Here is a 16,983-nt window from a genome sequence, read left to right on the forward strand (position 1 = left end):
GATGACCGAATCGTGAAATTCGATCACCGTCGGATGGCGAGCCAAGGTGAGAAGGAGGGGTGATGGACACCAGAGGTGCTTGGATGCCGGGATCAGGCATACGGCCGGGGCGACGCGGGGGGGCCGGTCGACCGCCGACGCGGGGGGGCTTCACGCTGATCGAGCTGCTGGTCGTGATCGCGATCATCGGCGTGCTCATCGCCCTGCTGCTGCCGGCGGTCCAGGCCGCCCGGGAGGCGGCCCGACGCGCCCAGTGCACCAACAACCTCAAGCAGCTCGGCCTGGCCCTGCACAATTACGAGTCGGCCCTCGGCGTCTTCCCGCCGGCCTACGTCGGCGATCCCCGGGCGGTGGGGACGGCGTTCGGGGTCCGCTACCCGGACGAGAACATCAATACGACCCCCGGGTTCGCCTGGGGCATGCTGCTGCTGCCCCATGCCGAGCAGGCCCCGCTGTTCGACGCCTTCAACGCCGACCTCCCCTGCTGGGCGCCCGACAATACCACCGGGGCTCGGACCAAGCTGGCCGCGTTCCTCTGCCCCTCGGTGACCGACGACCACGAGCCCTTCGCCCTGCACCGCTACACCAACGGCGACTCGGGGGCGCCGAACGACGGCGGGGAATTCTCCCCCGGGATCGCCTTCTCGCGCAGCCACTACGTCACCAACGCCGGGATCAACCAGCCCTGGGGGCGGACCACGGCCTACTCCTACGACTTCGACGTCCCCGAACCGATTCCGAACGCCCCCGAGCCGCACGTCATCGATGGCCCCTTCTACCGCAACTCGCGGACGAGGGTGGCCGGCGTCCGGGACGGGCTGTCGAACACGATCTTCCTCGGCGAGAAGTCCTCGATCCTCTGCGACTCGACCTGGGTGGGTGTCGTCCCCTTCTCCTGCACCCCTCCGCGCCCCCGATGGCCGTCCGACCCGAACAGCGGTGGCAACCTCGTGGCCGCGCACAGCGGGCCCGACGTCCGAGACCACCCCAACGTCATCATCCACGCCCCGAACCACCCGTTCGGCCACACCGACCAGATGTTCGCCGAGCACCCCGGCGGCGCCAACGTCTTGCTCGGCGACGGCTCCGTCCGGTTCGTCAAGGAGTCGATCCACCCCAACACCTGGGTCGCCCTCTCGACCCGGAACCGGAGCGAGGTCATCCACGATGAGTATTGACCGCCGATCGGCGACCGGGGCCCCCGGGCCGGTCCTCCCGGCGTCTCCCCGTCGCCGCGGCGATCGTCCCGGGGCCGGGGAGGCGATCGTCACGGGCCGCCTCGCCATCCGGGCGGCCGCCGCGGTGCTCTGCCTGGCCGCGATCGCCGGATGCGGCCGGGCGCCGGCGATGGGCCCCGACGAGGACGCGTTCACCACCATCGACGCCCTCTACACCGCCGTCAGCCTCCAGGACCCCGGCCAGCTCGAGCGCAACGCGGCGACGCTGGACCAGCTCAACCAGGCCGACCGCCTGCCCGACGCCGCCCACGACGCCCTGACCGGGATGATCGCCGAGGCCCGGGGCGGTGACTGGGAGTCGGCCCGCCAGGCGCTCCGCGACTTCATGCTCGACCAGCGTCCCGAGCACTGACGGGCGGCCGGGGCGACGCGCGGCGAGCCCCGGATCGGAGGCATCCGAGCCCGGGGCTCGCCGCGCGTCGCCCCGGCCCCGAGGTCGGTGACCGACGGCTCCCCCGACTCCCCGCCGATTCGCCCATTACCCCTGACTGCAACTCCGCCGTTCCCCGATGATCTCGGTGCGGGGCGTCGCCGCGCGTGCCCTCGCCGACGGTCCCCGGATCGCCCGTCCGCGTCCGTCCTGGCCGTCGATCGGTCGCCCGGAGGCGTCCCCTCGCGCGGGCACGCCGGGACGCGACGATCGGGGGGCATCGGGGCCCGGGAGGCGGGCCGAGGGCGGGCCGTGCGGGAGGCCTAGGGGACGGGCCCTTCCCCGGCGGCCGGCTCCGGCTCCTGCTCCGGCTCGGGGACCGGCTGCGCGGCGAACCGGGCGGGGAAGGTCATCACGTCGATGTAGCGGTAGGAGCCGCCGGTGGCGTTGGCCAGGGTGCGGAGGGGGACGGAGAGGCCGGTGTCGGGGCCGATGCCGAACTCGATGGCCTGGATGCGGATCCGGCCGGCGGACTCGATGAGCAGCTCGGCCTCCCGGTCGGTCATCTGGTCGGCGTCGGTGAGGAAGAAGATGACCTCGGGGTGCATCCGGAAGCTCGCCATCAGGGCGTCGACGTGGTTGGTGCCGCCGTCGGCGGGGGTGGCGGCCAGGCGGGTCTCGAAGCGGGACTTGTTGCCGGAGGTGGCGGGCATCAGGCTCGGGTTGCCCGAGGCGTCGAGGAACGGGGTCGGCTTCTCGTTGTAGAAGATGACCCCGAAGCGGGCGTCGGGCGGCAGGCGGCGGAGGCTGGCCAGCAGCTCCCGCTTGGCGATGTCGATCGAGCCCCGGTTGGTCATGCTGGCGGAGCGGTCGATGACGTAGGCGAACGAGGTGGCCCGCTCCTTCGCGCCGAAGAACTCGGTGCCGGCGCCGATCCCCTCGCCGCGGCCGCCGCCGGAGCCGCCCCCCTCGCCGCCCCCTCCCCCGGTGCCGGGGCCGGGCAGGACGCCGATGCCGGGCAGCTCGGGCAGGGGGAGGGGGTCGGCCGAGGGATCCGAGGCGGCGGGCAGGGCGAGGATCTCGTCGACCAGGGAGTCGGCCAGGTCGTCGGGGTTGGCGGCGGCCTCGACGGCCGGGGCGGCACCGAGCCGCTGCATCTGCTCGGCGGTGAGCGTGCCCCCCAGATCCTGCGGCCCGCCCCCGGGGGCGACGCCGGAGGAGGCCCGGTTGTCGACCGGCCCCAGCTCCCCCACCAGGCCCGGCGGCTCGTCGTCGTCCCGGCCCGGCAGCACGGCCTGGAGGACCAGCAGCGAGCAGGCCAGCAGCAGGAGGCCGTGGAAGGCCGCCGAGCTGGCCAGGGCCCGGAGGTCGGTCAGCGGCGATCGGCCGAGTTCAACGGTCCGGGGCATGGTGGGAAGGGCCTCGGTCGGTTCGAATCGGTGCGATCCGGGTCACGACGGGTCGCCGGGCGGGCCGTCGGGCGGGCCCGGCCCATTATAGGGGTCGGCGTCGGCCGGCCCGTCGACGAACCGGGGGGGCGGGCCCTCCACGTCGGCCCGCTCGCGTCGGCTTCGCCTCGGATTCGGCCGGGAGAGGGCCTGGCGGAGGATCGCCGAGGCGACCGCCGCGGCCACGATCGCCCCGACCAGCCAGTCCACCCCCCGGAACGGCCCGACCGGCCGCCACGGGCCCCTCGCCGGGCCGCCCGACGGCCCCCGGAGGACCGCCGGGGGCCCCGGGCCGACGATCAGCGGCGCGAGCCTCGGCTCGTCTCCCGCCCGGTATTCGAGCCGCTTCTGGTAGGTGCCGGGGAACCGGACGGTCGCCCCCAGCGGGGTGGGGTCGCCCCCCTCGGGCTCGGGGTAGACCACGCAGGACGGGTTCCCGGCCCGGTCGGCCAGCCACAGTTCCACCAGGGGGGGGTATTCCCCCACCGCCGGCTGGCGGAACCGCCGGGCCGCGCGGCCCTCGATCGCCACCCGGCGGCCGAGGAAGTCGCCGGGACGGCCCCAGAGGTCGGCGAAGGCGACCGGCTCGGGGGCGGGGGCGTCGGGGTCGTCGGGCCGGAGGGCGGACCGGTAGGAGTCGAGGTCGGCGATCGTCAGCGGGGCGTCGTCCTGGGCGCGGGCCGGGGCCGGACCCGGGGGGCCGGGGGCCCAGAGCGCCAGGGCGAGGCCCAGGCCCAGGAGCCGGGACCGGGTCGGGCGGCCGATCATGGCCCGGCCTCCGAGGCCGATCCGGCGAGGCGGACGGAGTCGACCCCGGCGGCGGAGCAGGCGCCGATGACCCGGGCGGCCTCCTCGTACCGGAGGCGGTCGTCGGCCTCGATCCGGACCTTCACCGGCTCCCCGGCGAGCTGCTCGCGATACCGGCGGAGGCGGCCCGCCAGGGCGTCGGCGTCGGGCACGTCGGAGCCCTGGAGGGAGAGCGAGACGAGGTCCCCCAGCTCGTCGGCCTCGGCCCGGACGACCAGGTCCGTCTCCAGGTCGGAGGTCGCCCCCGGCACCGGGCGGTTCCGGCCGGTCGAGGCCGAGTCGGGGGCGGCGACCAGGGCCGCCGGGGCCGAGGGCAGGTACAGGTCGATCCGGCTCTCCCCCGTGGGGGCCTGGAAGGTGAGGATGAAGAAGGCGAGCAGCTGGAAGGACATGTCCAGCATGGGGGCCACCGGGAACTCGAAGGGTTCCTCGGGCGTCCTCCTGCGGGGCCTGGGGGCGGGCGTGCCGTCGGGGCCGGTCATGGGGCGGCCTCCTCCGTCAGGACCACCAGGCTGAAGCGGGCGAATCCGGCCCGCTGGGCCTCGGCCAGGGTCGAGCGGACGGAGCCGTAGGGGGCGTCGCGGTCGGCCCGGACGATGACCTGGGTCGGCAGTTCCTGCCCCGAGTCGCCGAGCGAGGCCGTCCCCCGGAGCCGCCTGCGGGCCTGCTCGCCCCACCAGCCCGGGGCCCGGGAGGCGTCGAGCGCCCGCCCGCCGGCGATCAGGGTGCCGGCCTCGTCGACGACCACGACCATCCGGTCCTCGACGGTCATCGCCCCCGGCAGGGCCGAGGGGGCGACCGGCAGCCGGACCTCGCGCTCGGCCGCCTCGATCGCCGTGCCGAAGTGGACGAGCATCATGAAGAACGTGATCAATTGCAGGACCACGTCCAGCAGGGGGGTCAGGTTCAGGTCCAGGCGGTAGGGGTCGGTGCCCTGTCGGTCTCGTCTCGGCATGGTGGGACCGGTCCGGGGGCGGGGGCCGATGGGGGATCACCGGGGACGGGGGGCGGTGGCCGGCGGCCGGGCCGTCGGCCCGGGATCACTCCCCCTCCTTCGGCCCGCCGAGCGAGGTCCGGAACGGGGGGGGCTGGGGGGGCATCGGCATGGGGCCGCCGCCGGATCCGCCGCCCCCCCCGGGGGCGAGCGGGTGGGGGGGGCGGACGCCGGGGGCGAACTGCTCCAGCAGCGACTCGGCGGCCAGCTCCACCTCCAGCGACAGCCGGGAGATCCGATTGCGGAAGACGGCGTAGAAGGTGATCGCCGGGATCGCCACGCCGATGCCCATCAGGGTGGCGAAGAGGGCCGTCGAGATGCCGCCGGCCAGCAGGCTCGCCTCGGGCTGGCCGGCGGCCGACATGGCCCGGAAGGCGACGATCATGCCGTAGACCGTGCCGAACAGGCCGATCAGCGGGCCGAGCGTGCCGACCGTGGCGAGGTACGCCGTGCGGTGCTCCATCTCCATCGTCACGTCGTCGTTGACCATCTGCATCGCCCGGACCGCCGCCGGCTGGCCGCCCGGCAGCTTGCGGACGCCGGCCGTGAGCACCCGCCCCAGGAACGACGGGTCCCCGCTCACCCGCTCGAACGCCGAGGAGAACTGCCGCTGCATGAGCTGGGTGCCCAGGTCCCTGGTCAGGCGCTCGGGGATGGCGTTGACCCGGCGGTACTCGAAGTACATCCAGGCGACCAGCGCGATCAGGTAGAACGACATCAGGAGCAGGACCACGCCGATCGGCCCGGTCGAGGTGATCATCAGCCGCAGGAACGACGTGTCGAACCCGCCGCCCCCCCCCTCGGCCGTCGCCGTCGCAGGTGCCTCGCCCTCCTGGGCCAGGGCCGACGGGGGCGCGAGCATCGCCGTCGCGGCGAGCAGCAGCAGGGCCAGGGCCGCCGTCGGGGCGCTCCGGCCGGTTCGAGAGCGGGGCAATCGGGGCACGGGTAGGTCCACCGCGGGTCGTCGGCTCGGCTCGATCGGTCTCGCGGGCCCCGGCGACGCCGCTTCGGTCCGGCCGCCGGCCCGCCCTAATCCCTTCATGGTAGACCATTCCCCCCCCGACCGACAACGCCGGCCGGCCGGCCGGCCCGGGGTCGGGCCGGCAGAATCGTTCGCGTCTTCCCGGCTTACGCCGCCCCCCATCGGGCCTTGACCCCCCCGGCGATCCCGGGCACACTCCGCCGCCAGGAGGGATCGCCCCATGCCCGACGGATCGCCCAGGCCCGCACCCGCCCGGATCTCCTACGCCCTGCTGTTCGGCCTCTCCCTGACCCTGCAGGGCTACCGGTCCCTCGACGGCGACCAGGCCTACCGCCTGCCGATCCTCCTGAACCGGCAGGACCCGGCCGTCTTCGCCGACGACCCCTTCGTCCGCGCCTTCGACGCCTTCAACCCCCACCGGGGCTACCTCGCCCTGCTCGACGCCCCGAGCCGCCTGATCGGCCTGCCCGCCTCGCTCTTCCTGCTCTACGCGGCCACCTTCGCCGTGACCTGCGTCGGCCTCCGGGCCCTGGCGAGGGCCGCCTGGCCGGGGTCGGGGGAGTGGGCCGGGATCCTGACGGTCGCCCTCGTCCTGCTGGCCGACGCCGGCAACGTCGGCACGAACCACCTGTTCGAGCCGATGCTGCTGGACCGCCTGATCGGCTTCGGCCTGGGCTGGGTGGCGCTCTCGGGGTTCGTCCGGGGCCGGGGGGGGATCGGCGGCGCGGCCCTGATCGGCCTGGCCGGGCTGGTACACCCGTCGGTGGGGATCCAGCTCGGGATGCTGCTCGGGGCCGGGTGGGTGGCCTGCCTGATCCGGCCGGGGACGCTGGGGGTCGGTCGGCGATCGGCCTGGCTCGGGATCGGGGCGCTGGGCCTCGCCCTGCTGCCGACGGTCCTGATCCAGGCCCCGCAGAAATCGGCCCTGTTCGACGGGCTCGACCCGGAGACGTTCCGCCTGCTGAGCTTCCACGTCCAGGGGCCCCAGCACATGCTGCCGGGGCTCTGGCGGGGGATGCAGTGGCTCGCCTGGTTCGGGTATCCGGCGCTGGCCGGGTTGACGCTCCTCGCCAACGGCCGGCCGATCTCGATCGAACGCCTCCGACTGTCGGCCCTGCTCGGCCTGCTCTTGCTCGGGCTATCGACGAGTTGGGTGGCGGTCGAGGTGCTCGAAGACCCCCGGGTCACCGTCTTCCAGCCGTTCCGGATGGCGACGATCGCCCGGGGGCTCTGCCTGGTGCTCGTGGCGGAGCGGGTCCGGTCGCACTGGCGGGCCGGGGGGCTGCCCGGGACGCTCCGGGGCTGCCTGCTCGTTGCCGGGCTGGGGAGCGACGGCTCGATGGTCGTCGCCGTGCTGGCCGAACTGGCCTGTTCGCTGGGGGATCGGCTCGCCCTCAAGCTGAGGGGACTGCGGTCGGACGCCCGGCTCGACGCCCCGTCGTCGGCCCCCTCACCCGGGCTGCGCCCACCCTCTCCCCCGAAGACGGGGGCGAGGGTCGGATTCGGACCCCCTCTCCCCGCTCGCGGGGAGAGGGACGGGGTGAGGGGTCTTGGGTCGGACGCCGGGCCCGGGGCGATCGCCGGCCTGGTGGTCCTCGTCGTAGGCCTGGCGTATCTGGCCCGTCACGACCCGGAGTCCGGCCAGTGGCCGCTGCTCGGGGGGATCGTCCTGGCGGTGGCCCTTTGGGGGATCCGACGCCGATGGGCCGCCCCTCGATGGACGATCGGCCGGGCCCTCCGGCTGGCCGCCGTCTCCTACACGGTGCCCGCGCTCGCCCTGCTGGCCGCCCTGCTGCCGCCCGAGGGAACGCCCGCCTACCGGGCGGCCCGGGAGGCGCTCATCAGCCGGTGCCGGTTCGGGGAGTCTCCCACGGACGACGTCGAGCGGCTCGCCCTCTGGGCCCGGGCCCACACGCCGGAATCGGCCCGGTTCGTCGGCCCTCCGGGGCCGAAGACGTTCCGCCTCTGGTCGCGCCGGGAGGTCGCCTTCAACCGGGCCGCCGGCCCGTACGACGCCACCGGCCTGGCCGACTGGGCCTCCCGGTTCGCCGACCACGTCGCCTTCGACGGACCGACCGAGGCCTTCGCCCTCGCCTACCTTTCCGACCGCCACGCCCTGGAACGCCGCTATCAGCAGATGTCCGACGCCGATCGGGCCGCCCTCGCCCGTCGCCAGGGGGCCGACCACGTCCTCGCCGCCGCCCCCGACGGGCCGCCCGACCCGGCCTCGCCGCTCGAACTGCTCCGGGTCGACGGCCGGTATGCCATCTACCGGCTCCGCGACGAGGCCAGGCCCGGGCCGATCCCCGCCCTGGCCCGACGGGGGCGAATGCCACCGCAGGACCGGGTTGCCGTCGATTGAACGCCTGATCGTCGCTCCTCCTCCCTCTCTTCTCCGAGTCTCTGCGCCTCTGCGTGAGGTCCCCTCCCCGCCCCCCGGGTGTGCGGCCCGAAATCCTCCGGCTAGAATGTCCCCTCCCGAGGGGGCCGGCCGTCGCGTCGCCCCGAACCCGAGATCGACCCGCACCGAGCCCCCGCCATGACCGACCTCGCCCCCGGCTCGCACGCCATCCTCGTCCGGGGCCTCCGCAAGGTCTACCCCGGCCGCACCGGGCCGGTGACGGCGGTCGATGGCCTGGACCTGGAGGTCTTCCCCGGCGAGTGCTTCGGCCTGCTCGGGCCCAACGGCGCGGGCAAGACGACCACGGTCGAGATCCTCGAAGGGCTGAACGAGCCGACCGAGGGAGAGGTCGAGGTCCTCGGCCGGCGCTGGGAGGCGGAGGCCGACGACATCCGGGAGCGGATCGGCGTCACCCTCCAGGAGACCCGGTTCCCCGAGAAGATGACCGTCCGGGAGCTGCTCCGCCTCTTCCGCAGCTTCTACCGATCGGGCCCCGATCCCGACTCGCTGCTGCCGCTGGTGTCGCTGGAGTCCAAGGCCGACACCTACGTCGAGACCCTCTCCGGGGGCCAGCAGCGTCGGCTCGCCGTGGCCCTGGCGCTGGTGGGAGACCCGGAACTGCTCTTCTTCGACGAGCCGACCACCGGCCTGGATCCCCAGGCCCGCCGCCAGCTCTGGGACGTGGTCCGGGGCCTCCGCGAGAAGGGGCGTTCCATCGTCCTGACCACGCACTACATGGACGAGGCCGAGCGGCTCTGCGACCGGATCGCCATCGTCGACCACGGCAAGGTGATCGCCCTCGGCGCCCCCGACGAGTTGATCTCCCGGCTCGGCGGCGAGCACATCGTCGAGTTCAGCCTCGGCGGCGACGGCCCCCCGGCCGACCCGGCCTCCTTCGACGGCCTGCCGACGGTCGCCTCCTCCCGGCTCGAAGGCGAGGGCTACGCCCTTTCCGTCGTCGAGCCCCACGCGGCGATCCCGGCCCTCCTCGCCCTGCTGGAGCAGCAGGCCCGCCCGCTCCTCCGACTGACCACCCGCCGCGTCAGCCTCGAAGACGTCTTCGTCGACCTCACCGGCCGACACCTCCGGGACGACGGCCCCGAGGCCGCCAACGGCGGCGAGGCCCCCGCCAACGGCCGGGGGAGACGGAGGAGGTCGAGGGCGGGGTGAAACCGGGGCATTCAGGAGAGGTGCTCGTCGATGGACCGGTTCGCCCACTGTGGCAACGGCTTTACCGTCCTGTCGGGGGGCGATTGCTCCTTCGGGCTTCGATTTCGGGAGCTGTGGAGTACGAGCATGGTGCGCATGGCCTGGACGTTCGCTGCGGTCGTCCTCCTCCCGATAGTGGGAAACGGGGAGGAGATCCCCGTCGACCTGGAGGACTGGATCGCGACCGCCCCGCCCGAGATCGATTCCGAACGCGGGGTTGCCGCAGAACAGGACATCGAGCACGAATGGGTCGTGCTGCTCCGCGACGGTCGCCCCCGGGTAGCCTTGCGGAACCAGGCGATCGAGGTCTTCGGGGGGCTTCCGTTCCGGATCGAGCCGGGCTCATCCCGCGACGGGCTGGCGGGCAGGCGATTCCGCGTCGAGGTCGCCGACGGCTGGGTCGTCGCGTTCAATGGCGGCGAATTCGGGGCGGGGCTCTGGTGGTTCTCGGCCGACGGGACCGACCGATATCGGATCGCGGAGGCCTGGGTCGAGGGCTTCATCCGGACGGCGCCCGGCCTCTTCGCCCTGGAAGGGCTTGCTCACGGGGATGTCAACCGGGGGCGGCTCCTGCGGATCGCTCGCGAACCCGGGAGCCGCTGGAGTGCCGAGGAGATCGTCGACCTGGGCCAATTGCCCCAGGCCGCCACGCTCGATACCGATGGGACGTTGCTCGTGGTGACTTTCGATCGGCTCCTCCGGGTCGATCCATCCCGGGCGGAGATCGAGATCCTGCTCGACCAGGCCTTCTGGCACTGGCTGGATCCCAACTCGATCGTCGTTGCCCCGTCGGGTACGATCTGCCTGGGCATGCGGCATGGCGTTGCCAGGGTCGAGATGACGGCCGAAGGCCGTCGAGTCCGCTGGCTCCTGCCGAATCGAACGTTCGACGAGATGAAGCCGATCGTAGGGTTCAAGGAAGAGTAGGATCGGCCCTTGGATTGTCTCGATCGGACGGCAGATCCCGGCGTGCCCGGACGGAATCGCGTTCCCAACGCCCCCTCCCTCCCAGCGACCCTCACCATGCCCCGCTCCTCCCTCTGGCAGCTCTACGTCGCCCGGCTCCGGGAGTTCTACCGGCAGCCGGCCCGGATCTTCTGGGTCTACGGCTTCCCGATCGTCCTGGCCGTGGTGCTGGGCCTGGCGTTCAACTCGGGGGGGGAGCCGGAGACGGTGGTCGTCGACGTCGTCGACTCGGGGGAGGCCCGGACGATCTTCGGCCTGCTCGGCGCCGCGGCGGCCCCCGAGGGGGGGAGGGTCGGGGTCGTCATGAACCTGATCGGGCCGGAGGAGGCGAGTTTGAGGCTCCAGCGGGGGCAGACGCCGCTGGTGGTCGAATCGACGGGCCCGGATGCGGTCGAATACCGATACGACCCGACCCGGCCCGAGGCGCTCGCCGCGCGGGCGGCGTTCGACGACGCCTATCAGCGGGCCCTCGGCCGGGTGGACGTGGCCGAGACGACCGAGTCGATCGTCGACGACCCCGGCTCGCGCTACATCGACTTCCTCATCCCCGGCCTGATCGGCGTGAACGCGATGGGGGGGGGGCTGTGGGGGGTCGGCTTCCTGCTCGTGAACTTCCGGATCGGCAAGCTGCTCAAGCGGTTCCAGGCCACGCCGATGCCCCGCCGCAACTTCCTGCTCGCCGTGCTCGGGGCGCGGCTGACCTTCCTGATCCCGGACCTGCTGATCCTGCTCAGCCTGGGCGTCTTCGGCTTCGGGATGCCGGTCCGGGGGAACCTCGGGCTGGTGGTCCTGATGGACGTGGTCGGGGCCCTGGCGTTCGCGGGGATCGGGCTGCTGATCGCCAGCCGGGCGCAGACGACGGAGACCGTCAGCGGGCTGATGAACCTGGTGATGATCCCGATGTGGCTCTTCTCGGGGGTCTTCTTCTCGTATGAACGGTTCCCCGACGCGATGCTGCCGTTCATCAAGCTCCTGCCGCTGACGCAGCTCGTCGACGGCCTACGACGGGTGGTCCTCGAAGGGGCCGGGATCCTGGAGGTCGGGCCGAACCTGATCGTCCTCGGCGCCTGGGCCGTCGCCAGCTTCCTGGTCGCCCTCCGGATCTTCCGGTGGAGCTGACGGGGGGGCGTCGGGCGCCGGCCCGGTTTCGGGCACCGGCTCCCGGCGGATGACCGGCTTGCGGAAGACGTCGACGAAGTCCCCCCAGAAGCCGGGGGGGCCGTGCGAGTCGGGCAGGGGGGGCACGTCCTCCTCGTCCACGAGCTGGGCGAAGAAGGACGCCTTGGCCAGCAGCTCCACGTCGAGGAACCGGGAGGCCGATTGCGGGGGCAGCAGCTCCAGCGCCTCCCGGCGGTGCAGGCGGCAGGGGGAGTGCACGTCCTTCAGCGGGATCGCGAACAGCAGGGCCCAGGGCCACGCCGCCAGCCAGCGGAGGATCCGCCCCGGCAGCGACCTTCGACGGCGGCCGAGGACGTGGTCGCAGCGGTCGATCGCGTCGAGCAGGGGCCTCAGGTGGGCCTCGGTCCAGGGCTCGGTCGCCGAGGTGACGAGCACGATCGGCAGGTCGGCGCCGTCGAGGGCCCGGGCCAGCCGATCGGCCCGGGACTCGTGCCGGTAGGGCTCGACCACCACCTTGATCGGCCGGCCCCGGCCGCCGAGCAGGCGCCGGAGGCCCTCGGCGACGGCCCCGGCCTTCGCCTCGTCCTCGGTGAGGACGACGGCCCAGATGCCGGCCGACTTCGGCAACGGGGCCCGGATGGCGTGGGCGTCGAGCGGGTGGAGCGGCTCCCCGGGCGACTCCCCGGAGGGGGAGACGACCTCGGTCGCGGCGATCGTCGCCACGGCCCCGGCGTTGGTTTCGGCCCCGGCCTCGGCCTCGGGGGTCCTGGTCGAGGGGTCCAAGGGCTCAGGCCCTCCCGAGGGTGGCGGACCCGGCGGGAAAGCCGGCCGGGGCCGGCTCCCGGCCCTCCCGGAACCGGGAGACCGCCTCGGCGAAGCCCTCGACGAGCCTCCGGGCGACCGGGCCGGGCGTGCCGTCGCCGATCGGGGCCTCGTCGATCTGCGTGACGGGGACGATCTCCAGGGTCGTGCCGCTGAGCATCACCTCGTCGGCCCGCTTCAGGTCGTCGAGGGAGATCTCGGCCTCGGCGAAGGGGAGGCCCAGCGCCTCGGCCAGCGTCAGGAGGAACCCCCGGCTGGTGCCCGGCAGGATGCCCGGCCCCTCGGGGGTGCCTTCGAGCCGCCCGCCCCGGGCCCACAACAGCGAGGAATGCGTCGCCTCGGTCACCATCCCGTGCCGGTCGACCAGCACAGCCTCCATGCAGCCGAGCCGGTGGGCCTCCTCGTTGGCGAGGACGTTGCCCAGCAGGTTGACCGACTTCACGTCGCAGCGCCGCCACCTCAGGTCGGGGCGGCTCACCAGCGGCACGCCGGCCTTCCGCAGCTCGGCGGTGGCCGCGTCGTCATACGGGCCGACGACGATCAGCTCCGTCGGCGGGGTGCCCGGCTCGGGGAAGCGGTGGCGTCGGGGGGCCACGCCCCGGCTGATCTGGATGTAGACCGTCCCCTCCCGGACCCCGCTCGCCGCGATCGTCTCGCGGATCCGGACGACCAGGGCGTCGAGGTCGACGCCCGAGATCTGCATCTCGCCCAGGCTGCGGCGGAGGCGGGCCAGGTGCTCGGCCTCCAACCACATCCGGCCGGAGTAGAGGCGCATGACCTCGTACACGGCGTCCCCGAAGAGGAAGCCTCGGTCCCAGATCGGGACCTTCGCCTCGGAGGCCGGCATCCGATCGCCGTTGAGGCAGGCCAGGGGCTCGATGGGCATGGGGGCTCTCGAACGCTCGGGCGGGAGGAGTGGATGGGGTCGGTCCCGGTCAATCCCGCCCACGATACCCGCCGGGCGGGGGGCGGGGCAAGCGTCGCCGACGCCCCCCCGGCCGGGGCCGATCGCCCGGCGGATCCGGGACTCGCCTCGCCCGGCCCGGGGGCCGGCGACGCGTCCCCCGGCCCGGCTCAGGGGGCGGAGCCCGCGAGGGCCCGGGGGGCCGGCAGGAGGGGTCCCTCCAGGCGGTCGCCGAGCTTCTGCAGGGCGCGGATCTCCAGCTTCCGGGCCCATTCCCGGGTGATCCCCAGCCCCTGGGCGATCTGGCCGAGGCTCTGGGGCATCTCGTCGTCGAGGCCGAGGTGCCGGGAGATGATGGCCAACTCCCGCTCGTCGAGCCGGCCGAGCCGGCCCCGGAGCACGCCGGCCTGGTCCTGGGCCTCGACCGGGGCCTCGGGCCGCTCCTGGTCGGCGGCGGCCTCCTCCAGGGCCATCGACTCCTCGACCGAGCCCCCGGGCAGGAACTGGTGGGTCAGCAGCGCCTGCTCGACCATCTTGCGGCGGGACTCGTCGAGCCCGAGGGCCTCGGCCAGCTCGTCCCGGGTCGGCGGCCGACCGTGCCGGCGGAGGTGCTCCTGCTCGGCCCTGCGCCACTGCGTCAGCAGGCTGATCATGTAGCTGGGCAGCCGGATCGGGGCGCCGTCGATGTTCAGGGCGCGGCGGATCGACTCCTTGATCCAGTACGACGCGTAGGTGCAGAACCGCACGCCGACGCCCGGGTCGAACTGCCTCACCGCCCGGATCAGCCCGAGGTTCCCCTCGCCGATCAGGTCGTCGAAGTCCAGCCCCCGGCCGCGGAAGTGCTTCGCGATCGCGACGACCAGCCGGAGGTTGGCCCGGACGAAGCGGTGGAAGGCCTCGGTGTCCCCCCGGGCGACCGCCTCGGCCAGCGCCCGCTCCTGCTCGGCCGTCAGCAGCGGCTCGTCCCCGAGGTCCCGGCTGCAGAGGTCCCGGGACTCCGCCCGGCTTGGTTGCCCCTCCTTCCGGGGCGAGTGCCGCGGCGAGGGCCGGGGCGAACTCCGGGGGCTCGAGGTGCGGGGCCCCCGACGGTCCTGCCGCGCGGGGCGGCCCGAAACTCGGACGCTGTCGATCATGGTGGTTCGTCCTCGACCGGGGGTGGCCGCTACCGGGCCACCGCGTGACGTGGGTCGTCGGCCCGGGCCGGGTCGCCGGGCAGGAACGGCCGGGTCCTTCGGGGCGGGATTCGGCGTCGAATCCCCCTCGCCCTTCGGGCACTCGCCCCGGTCCCGTCGTCTTCCTCGGGGTCACCGACCCGCGGGGAGGTTCGGGAGAGGCGTCGCGTGCCAAATTAGAGTGTCAAGGATCAGGGGGAGAGTCAAGCCAAAAATACGTCGATCCGGCGGATTTAATCCGTTTGCGGCGGATCTTGTCGGCCAGAAATGGCTTACGCCCCGCCGTCGGCCGGGCCGACGGCGGGGCGTACGGGGGAGGTGTCGAGGGCGATCCGCTTATTCCTTCTTCGCGAGCGCCTCGTCGAGCTGGGCCTCGGCCTCGGCGGCCGAGCGGACGTCGCGGTCGACGACCGTGCCGGAGGGGTCGACGAGGATCATCGTCGGCAGGGAGATGATCCCGAACTCGTCGGCCAGCCGGCTTTCGAGGCCGCCCTGCTCGACGATCGTCGGCCAGGGGGACGCCTCGGCGAACGCCCGGGCCGACTCGTGGTCGCCGTCGAGGCTGACGCCGATGACCGCCAGTGCGTCCTTCTTGCGGTCGGCCAGCCGGGCCAGCTCGGGCAGCTCCCGCTGGGTCGGCTGCGACGAATTCGCGCCGAAGAGGATGAGCAGGTGCTTGCCCGTCATCGTCGAGGCGTCGACCGTCCGGCCGTCGGGGCCGGTGCCCGAGAGGGCGATCGGCTTGCCGACCGAGTCCAGGCGACGGAGGGCGCCGGCCCCCTTGCGGCCGAAGGAGGTGTCGGGGAACTCCCCGGCGAGCCGGGAGTAGACGGCCTTCGCCTCGTCCTCGGCGCCGTTGAACTCCTTGATGCTGGCGAGCTGGAAGAGGGCCTCGGGCACCTCGGCCGACTTGGGGTAGTCCTCCAGGAACGCCCCCAGCTCCTCGACCCACTGCGTCTGGGCCTCGACGAGGTTGTCGGGGTCCTTGGCGGCCCGGAGGCTGTACTCGGCCGGGATGAGGCGGAAGGCGGCGTAGGAGGCCAGCGGGCCGCCCCCCTTGACGAAGTCGTCGAGCGCCTTCTTGGTGGCCGGGCCGACCTGCGGGTCGCCGGTCTGATAGGCGGCGGCCAGGCTGTTGATCGCCTCCTTCTCGTACTCGACGCGGTCGGCCTCGGGCGCCGCGACGATCACGGCCCGGAGCTTCCGGACCCGCTCGTAGTGGTACGAGGCGATCGCCTTCTGGTCCCCCTCGGCGAAGACGGCGACGGCCTGGGCGTCGAAGTCGGCCAGGGCCCGGAGGGCCTTCTCAAGCTCGGGGCTCACCTGGGAGGCCATCGCGCCGGAGGCGCCGCCTTCCCGGTAGAGCCAGGAGCGGATGCCTTCATAGGCGGCGATCACCTCGGCCTCGGAGGGATCCGGGTTGAACGCCCGGGGCAGCCCGACGAACTTCCAGGCCTCGCCGACGCGGACCAGTTCCGGCACCTGGAGGTAGGCCACCTTGCCCAGATCCCCCATCCCGTCGGGGGAACCGGCGAAGACGACGGCGTTCTCGAACAGCAGCAGGTCGTCCTTCAGGCCGGCGGACGCGTCGGCGGGGATCAGGTGGGGCATGTCGGCGTCGAACCGCAGCCAGGCGGTCGAGTTGGTCCAGCCCCAGCCGCCGAGCTTCTTCGACAGCTCGTCGACGGCGGCCTTGCGGCCGGCGGCCTCTCCCCGGACCTGCTCCACCAGGCCCTTGGGCAGGCCGAGCCCGGCCAGCTCGTCGGCCGAGGCCATCACGGTGCCCAGCAGGGCGTGGTCGCCGAGCACCAGGGCGTCGACCAGCACCTTGCTCGCCTCCTGGGCCGAGAGCCGCCGCCAGGAGGCGATCTTGCCCCCCTCGATCACGGCGATCCGGGTGCCGGCGGTGTTCAGCCATCGGGACTCGTCGATCTTGCGGTCGTCGTCGTAGTCGACGTCCCGGTAGACCTCGAAGCCGTCCTTGTAGTAGCACCACTGGTCGATGTTGCGGTCGCCGCTCACGTCGAGGAAGCGGCGGAGGGTGCGGCCCTGGCCGTCCCGGATGACGACGGCCACCCCCTTCACCCCGGCGCCGGAGCGGCCGGCGGGGAGGACCTCGGAGGTGCAGGAGGAGATCTCGGCCGGGTCGGCCGGGGTGTCGTACTCGACCCCGCGCTGGACCGGGCGGTTCTCCTTCAGGATGTTCGCCACGTCGAGTTGCTGGGCCCTCGCCTCGCGGCCCGATCCCGGGCCGAGCAGAGCGACGGCGGCGGCGGCGAGGGCGGTCGCGGCGAGGGCCGCGGGCCGGGAACGGACGGCAGGCATCGGCATCTCCATCATCCTCTGGCCCCGTTCGAGCGGCGATCCGATCCGCTCGGCTTCCACTTCCACTGATCCGGTCGATCGCTCGTCCGAACGATCCCCCGACGCCGGCCCCGCCGGGGCGCCTCCCTCGGGGCCGTTCCGTTCTCCGGGCCCCGGCGTCCCCCCGATCGCCCCCGGCCTCGATCGGCCTCCGGCGACGGGATGACCGGCATCTCCATCCTCTCGT

General features: G+C 73.6%; 15 protein-coding genes. 6 read left to right on the forward strand and 9 right to left on the reverse strand.

The genetic code is table 11. The annotated features are described in order from the left end of the window. Window positions 1-83 precede the first annotated feature (83 nt). Entirely contained in the window at window positions 84-1,178 is a 1,095-nt protein-coding gene (locus ElP_RS14815; RefSeq protein ID WP_145270531.1) for a DUF1559 domain-containing protein, read from the forward strand. Further along, window positions 1,168-1,590 carry a hypothetical protein gene (locus ElP_RS14820; RefSeq protein WP_145270533.1) on the forward strand — a complete coding sequence of 141 codons (423 nt, stop codon included), beginning with the start codon at window positions 1,168-1,170 and terminating at the stop codon, window positions 1,588-1,590. The genes ElP_RS14815 and ElP_RS14820 overlap by 11 nt, the downstream gene beginning before the upstream one ends. Window positions 1,591-1,931: 341 nt before the next feature. Here ElP_RS14820 and ElP_RS14825 read toward each other — a convergent pair whose 3' ends face one another. From ElP_RS14825 to ElP_RS14845, 5 genes are all read right to left on the reverse strand, one after another. Further along, window positions 1,932-3,017 carry a vWA domain-containing protein gene (locus ElP_RS14825; protein ID WP_145270535.1) on the reverse strand — a complete coding sequence of 362 codons (1,086 nt, stop codon included), beginning with the start codon at window positions 3,015-3,017 and terminating at the stop codon, window positions 1,932-1,934. Window positions 3,018-3,059: 42 nt separating this feature from the next. Then, a complete protein-coding gene (locus ElP_RS14830; protein ID WP_145270537.1) occupies window positions 3,060-3,824 on the reverse strand; it encodes a hypothetical protein in 765 nt (254 codons plus the stop codon). After that, window positions 3,821-4,345: an ExbD/TolR family protein gene (locus ElP_RS14835; protein ID WP_145270539.1), complete on the reverse strand. Its 525-nt coding sequence runs from the start codon at window positions 4,343-4,345 to the stop codon at window positions 3,821-3,823. Before ElP_RS14835 ends, ElP_RS14830 begins: the two co-directional genes overlap by 4 nt. Then, window positions 4,342-4,818, reverse strand: a complete 477-nt coding sequence (locus ElP_RS14840; RefSeq protein WP_145270540.1) for an ExbD/TolR family protein — start codon at window positions 4,816-4,818, stop codon at window positions 4,342-4,344. The genes ElP_RS14835 and ElP_RS14840 overlap by 4 nt, the downstream gene beginning before the upstream one ends. Window positions 4,819-4,903: 85 nt before the next feature. Continuing rightward, a complete protein-coding gene (locus ElP_RS14845) occupies window positions 4,904-5,812 on the reverse strand; it encodes a MotA/TolQ/ExbB proton channel family protein (protein ID WP_231749723.1) in 909 nt (302 codons plus the stop codon). Window positions 5,813-6,059: 247 nt separating this feature from the next. Here ElP_RS14845 and ElP_RS38105 point away from each other — a divergent pair, with 247 nt between their 5' ends. The 4 genes from ElP_RS38105 to ElP_RS14865 all read left to right on the forward strand — a co-directional run bounded on the left by ElP_RS38105 (window position 6,060) and on the right by ElP_RS14865 (window position 11,534). Further along, the gene (locus ElP_RS38105; protein WP_197446995.1) at window positions 6,060-8,201 is read left to right on the forward strand and encodes a DUF6798 domain-containing protein; all 2,142 of its coding nucleotides are present in this window, start codon (window positions 6,060-6,062) and stop codon (window positions 8,199-8,201) included. A gap of 177 nt (window positions 8,202-8,378) precedes the next feature. Next, entirely contained in the window at window positions 8,379-9,410 is a 1,032-nt protein-coding gene (locus ElP_RS14855) for an ABC transporter ATP-binding protein (RefSeq protein ID WP_145270542.1), read from the forward strand. Between the two features lie 135 nt (window positions 9,411-9,545). Beyond that, a complete protein-coding gene (locus ElP_RS14860; protein WP_145270544.1) occupies window positions 9,546-10,376 on the forward strand; it encodes an SMP-30/gluconolactonase/LRE family protein in 831 nt (276 codons plus the stop codon). Between the two features lie 96 nt (window positions 10,377-10,472). Next, window positions 10,473-11,534 carry an ABC transporter permease gene (locus tag ElP_RS14865; protein WP_145270546.1) on the forward strand — a complete coding sequence of 354 codons (1,062 nt, stop codon included), beginning with the start codon at window positions 10,473-10,475 and terminating at the stop codon, window positions 11,532-11,534. On the opposite strand, the gene ElP_RS14870 is transcribed toward ElP_RS14865, so the two are convergent. The 4 genes from ElP_RS14870 to ElP_RS14885 form a co-directional block, all read right to left on the reverse strand. Then, a complete protein-coding gene (locus tag ElP_RS14870) occupies window positions 11,415-12,317 on the reverse strand; it encodes a hypothetical protein (RefSeq protein WP_145270548.1) in 903 nt (300 codons plus the stop codon). The genes ElP_RS14865 and ElP_RS14870 overlap by 120 nt on opposite strands. Window positions 12,318-12,321: 4 nt before the next feature. Then, window positions 12,322-13,242 (reverse strand): aminotransferase class IV, encoded by a 921-nt coding sequence (locus ElP_RS14875; protein ID WP_231749725.1) that lies wholly within the window; start codon window positions 13,240-13,242, stop codon window positions 12,322-12,324. Window positions 13,243-13,430: 188 nt separating this feature from the next. Next, window positions 13,431-14,393: a sigma-70 family RNA polymerase sigma factor gene (locus ElP_RS14880; protein WP_145270550.1), complete on the reverse strand. Its 963-nt coding sequence runs from the start codon at window positions 14,391-14,393 to the stop codon at window positions 13,431-13,433. Window positions 14,394-14,768: 375 nt separating this feature from the next. Beyond that, on the reverse strand, window positions 14,769-16,763 hold the full coding sequence (locus ElP_RS14885) for a thioredoxin-like domain-containing protein (protein WP_145270552.1): 1,995 nt from the start codon (window positions 16,761-16,763) through the stop codon (window positions 14,769-14,771). Window positions 16,764-16,983 lie beyond the last annotated feature (220 nt).

It is taken from the genome of Tautonia plasticadhaerens (assembly GCF_007752535.1).
In the GTDB taxonomy this organism is placed as follows: domain Bacteria; phylum Planctomycetota; class Planctomycetia; order Isosphaerales; family Isosphaeraceae; genus Tautonia; species Tautonia plasticadhaerens.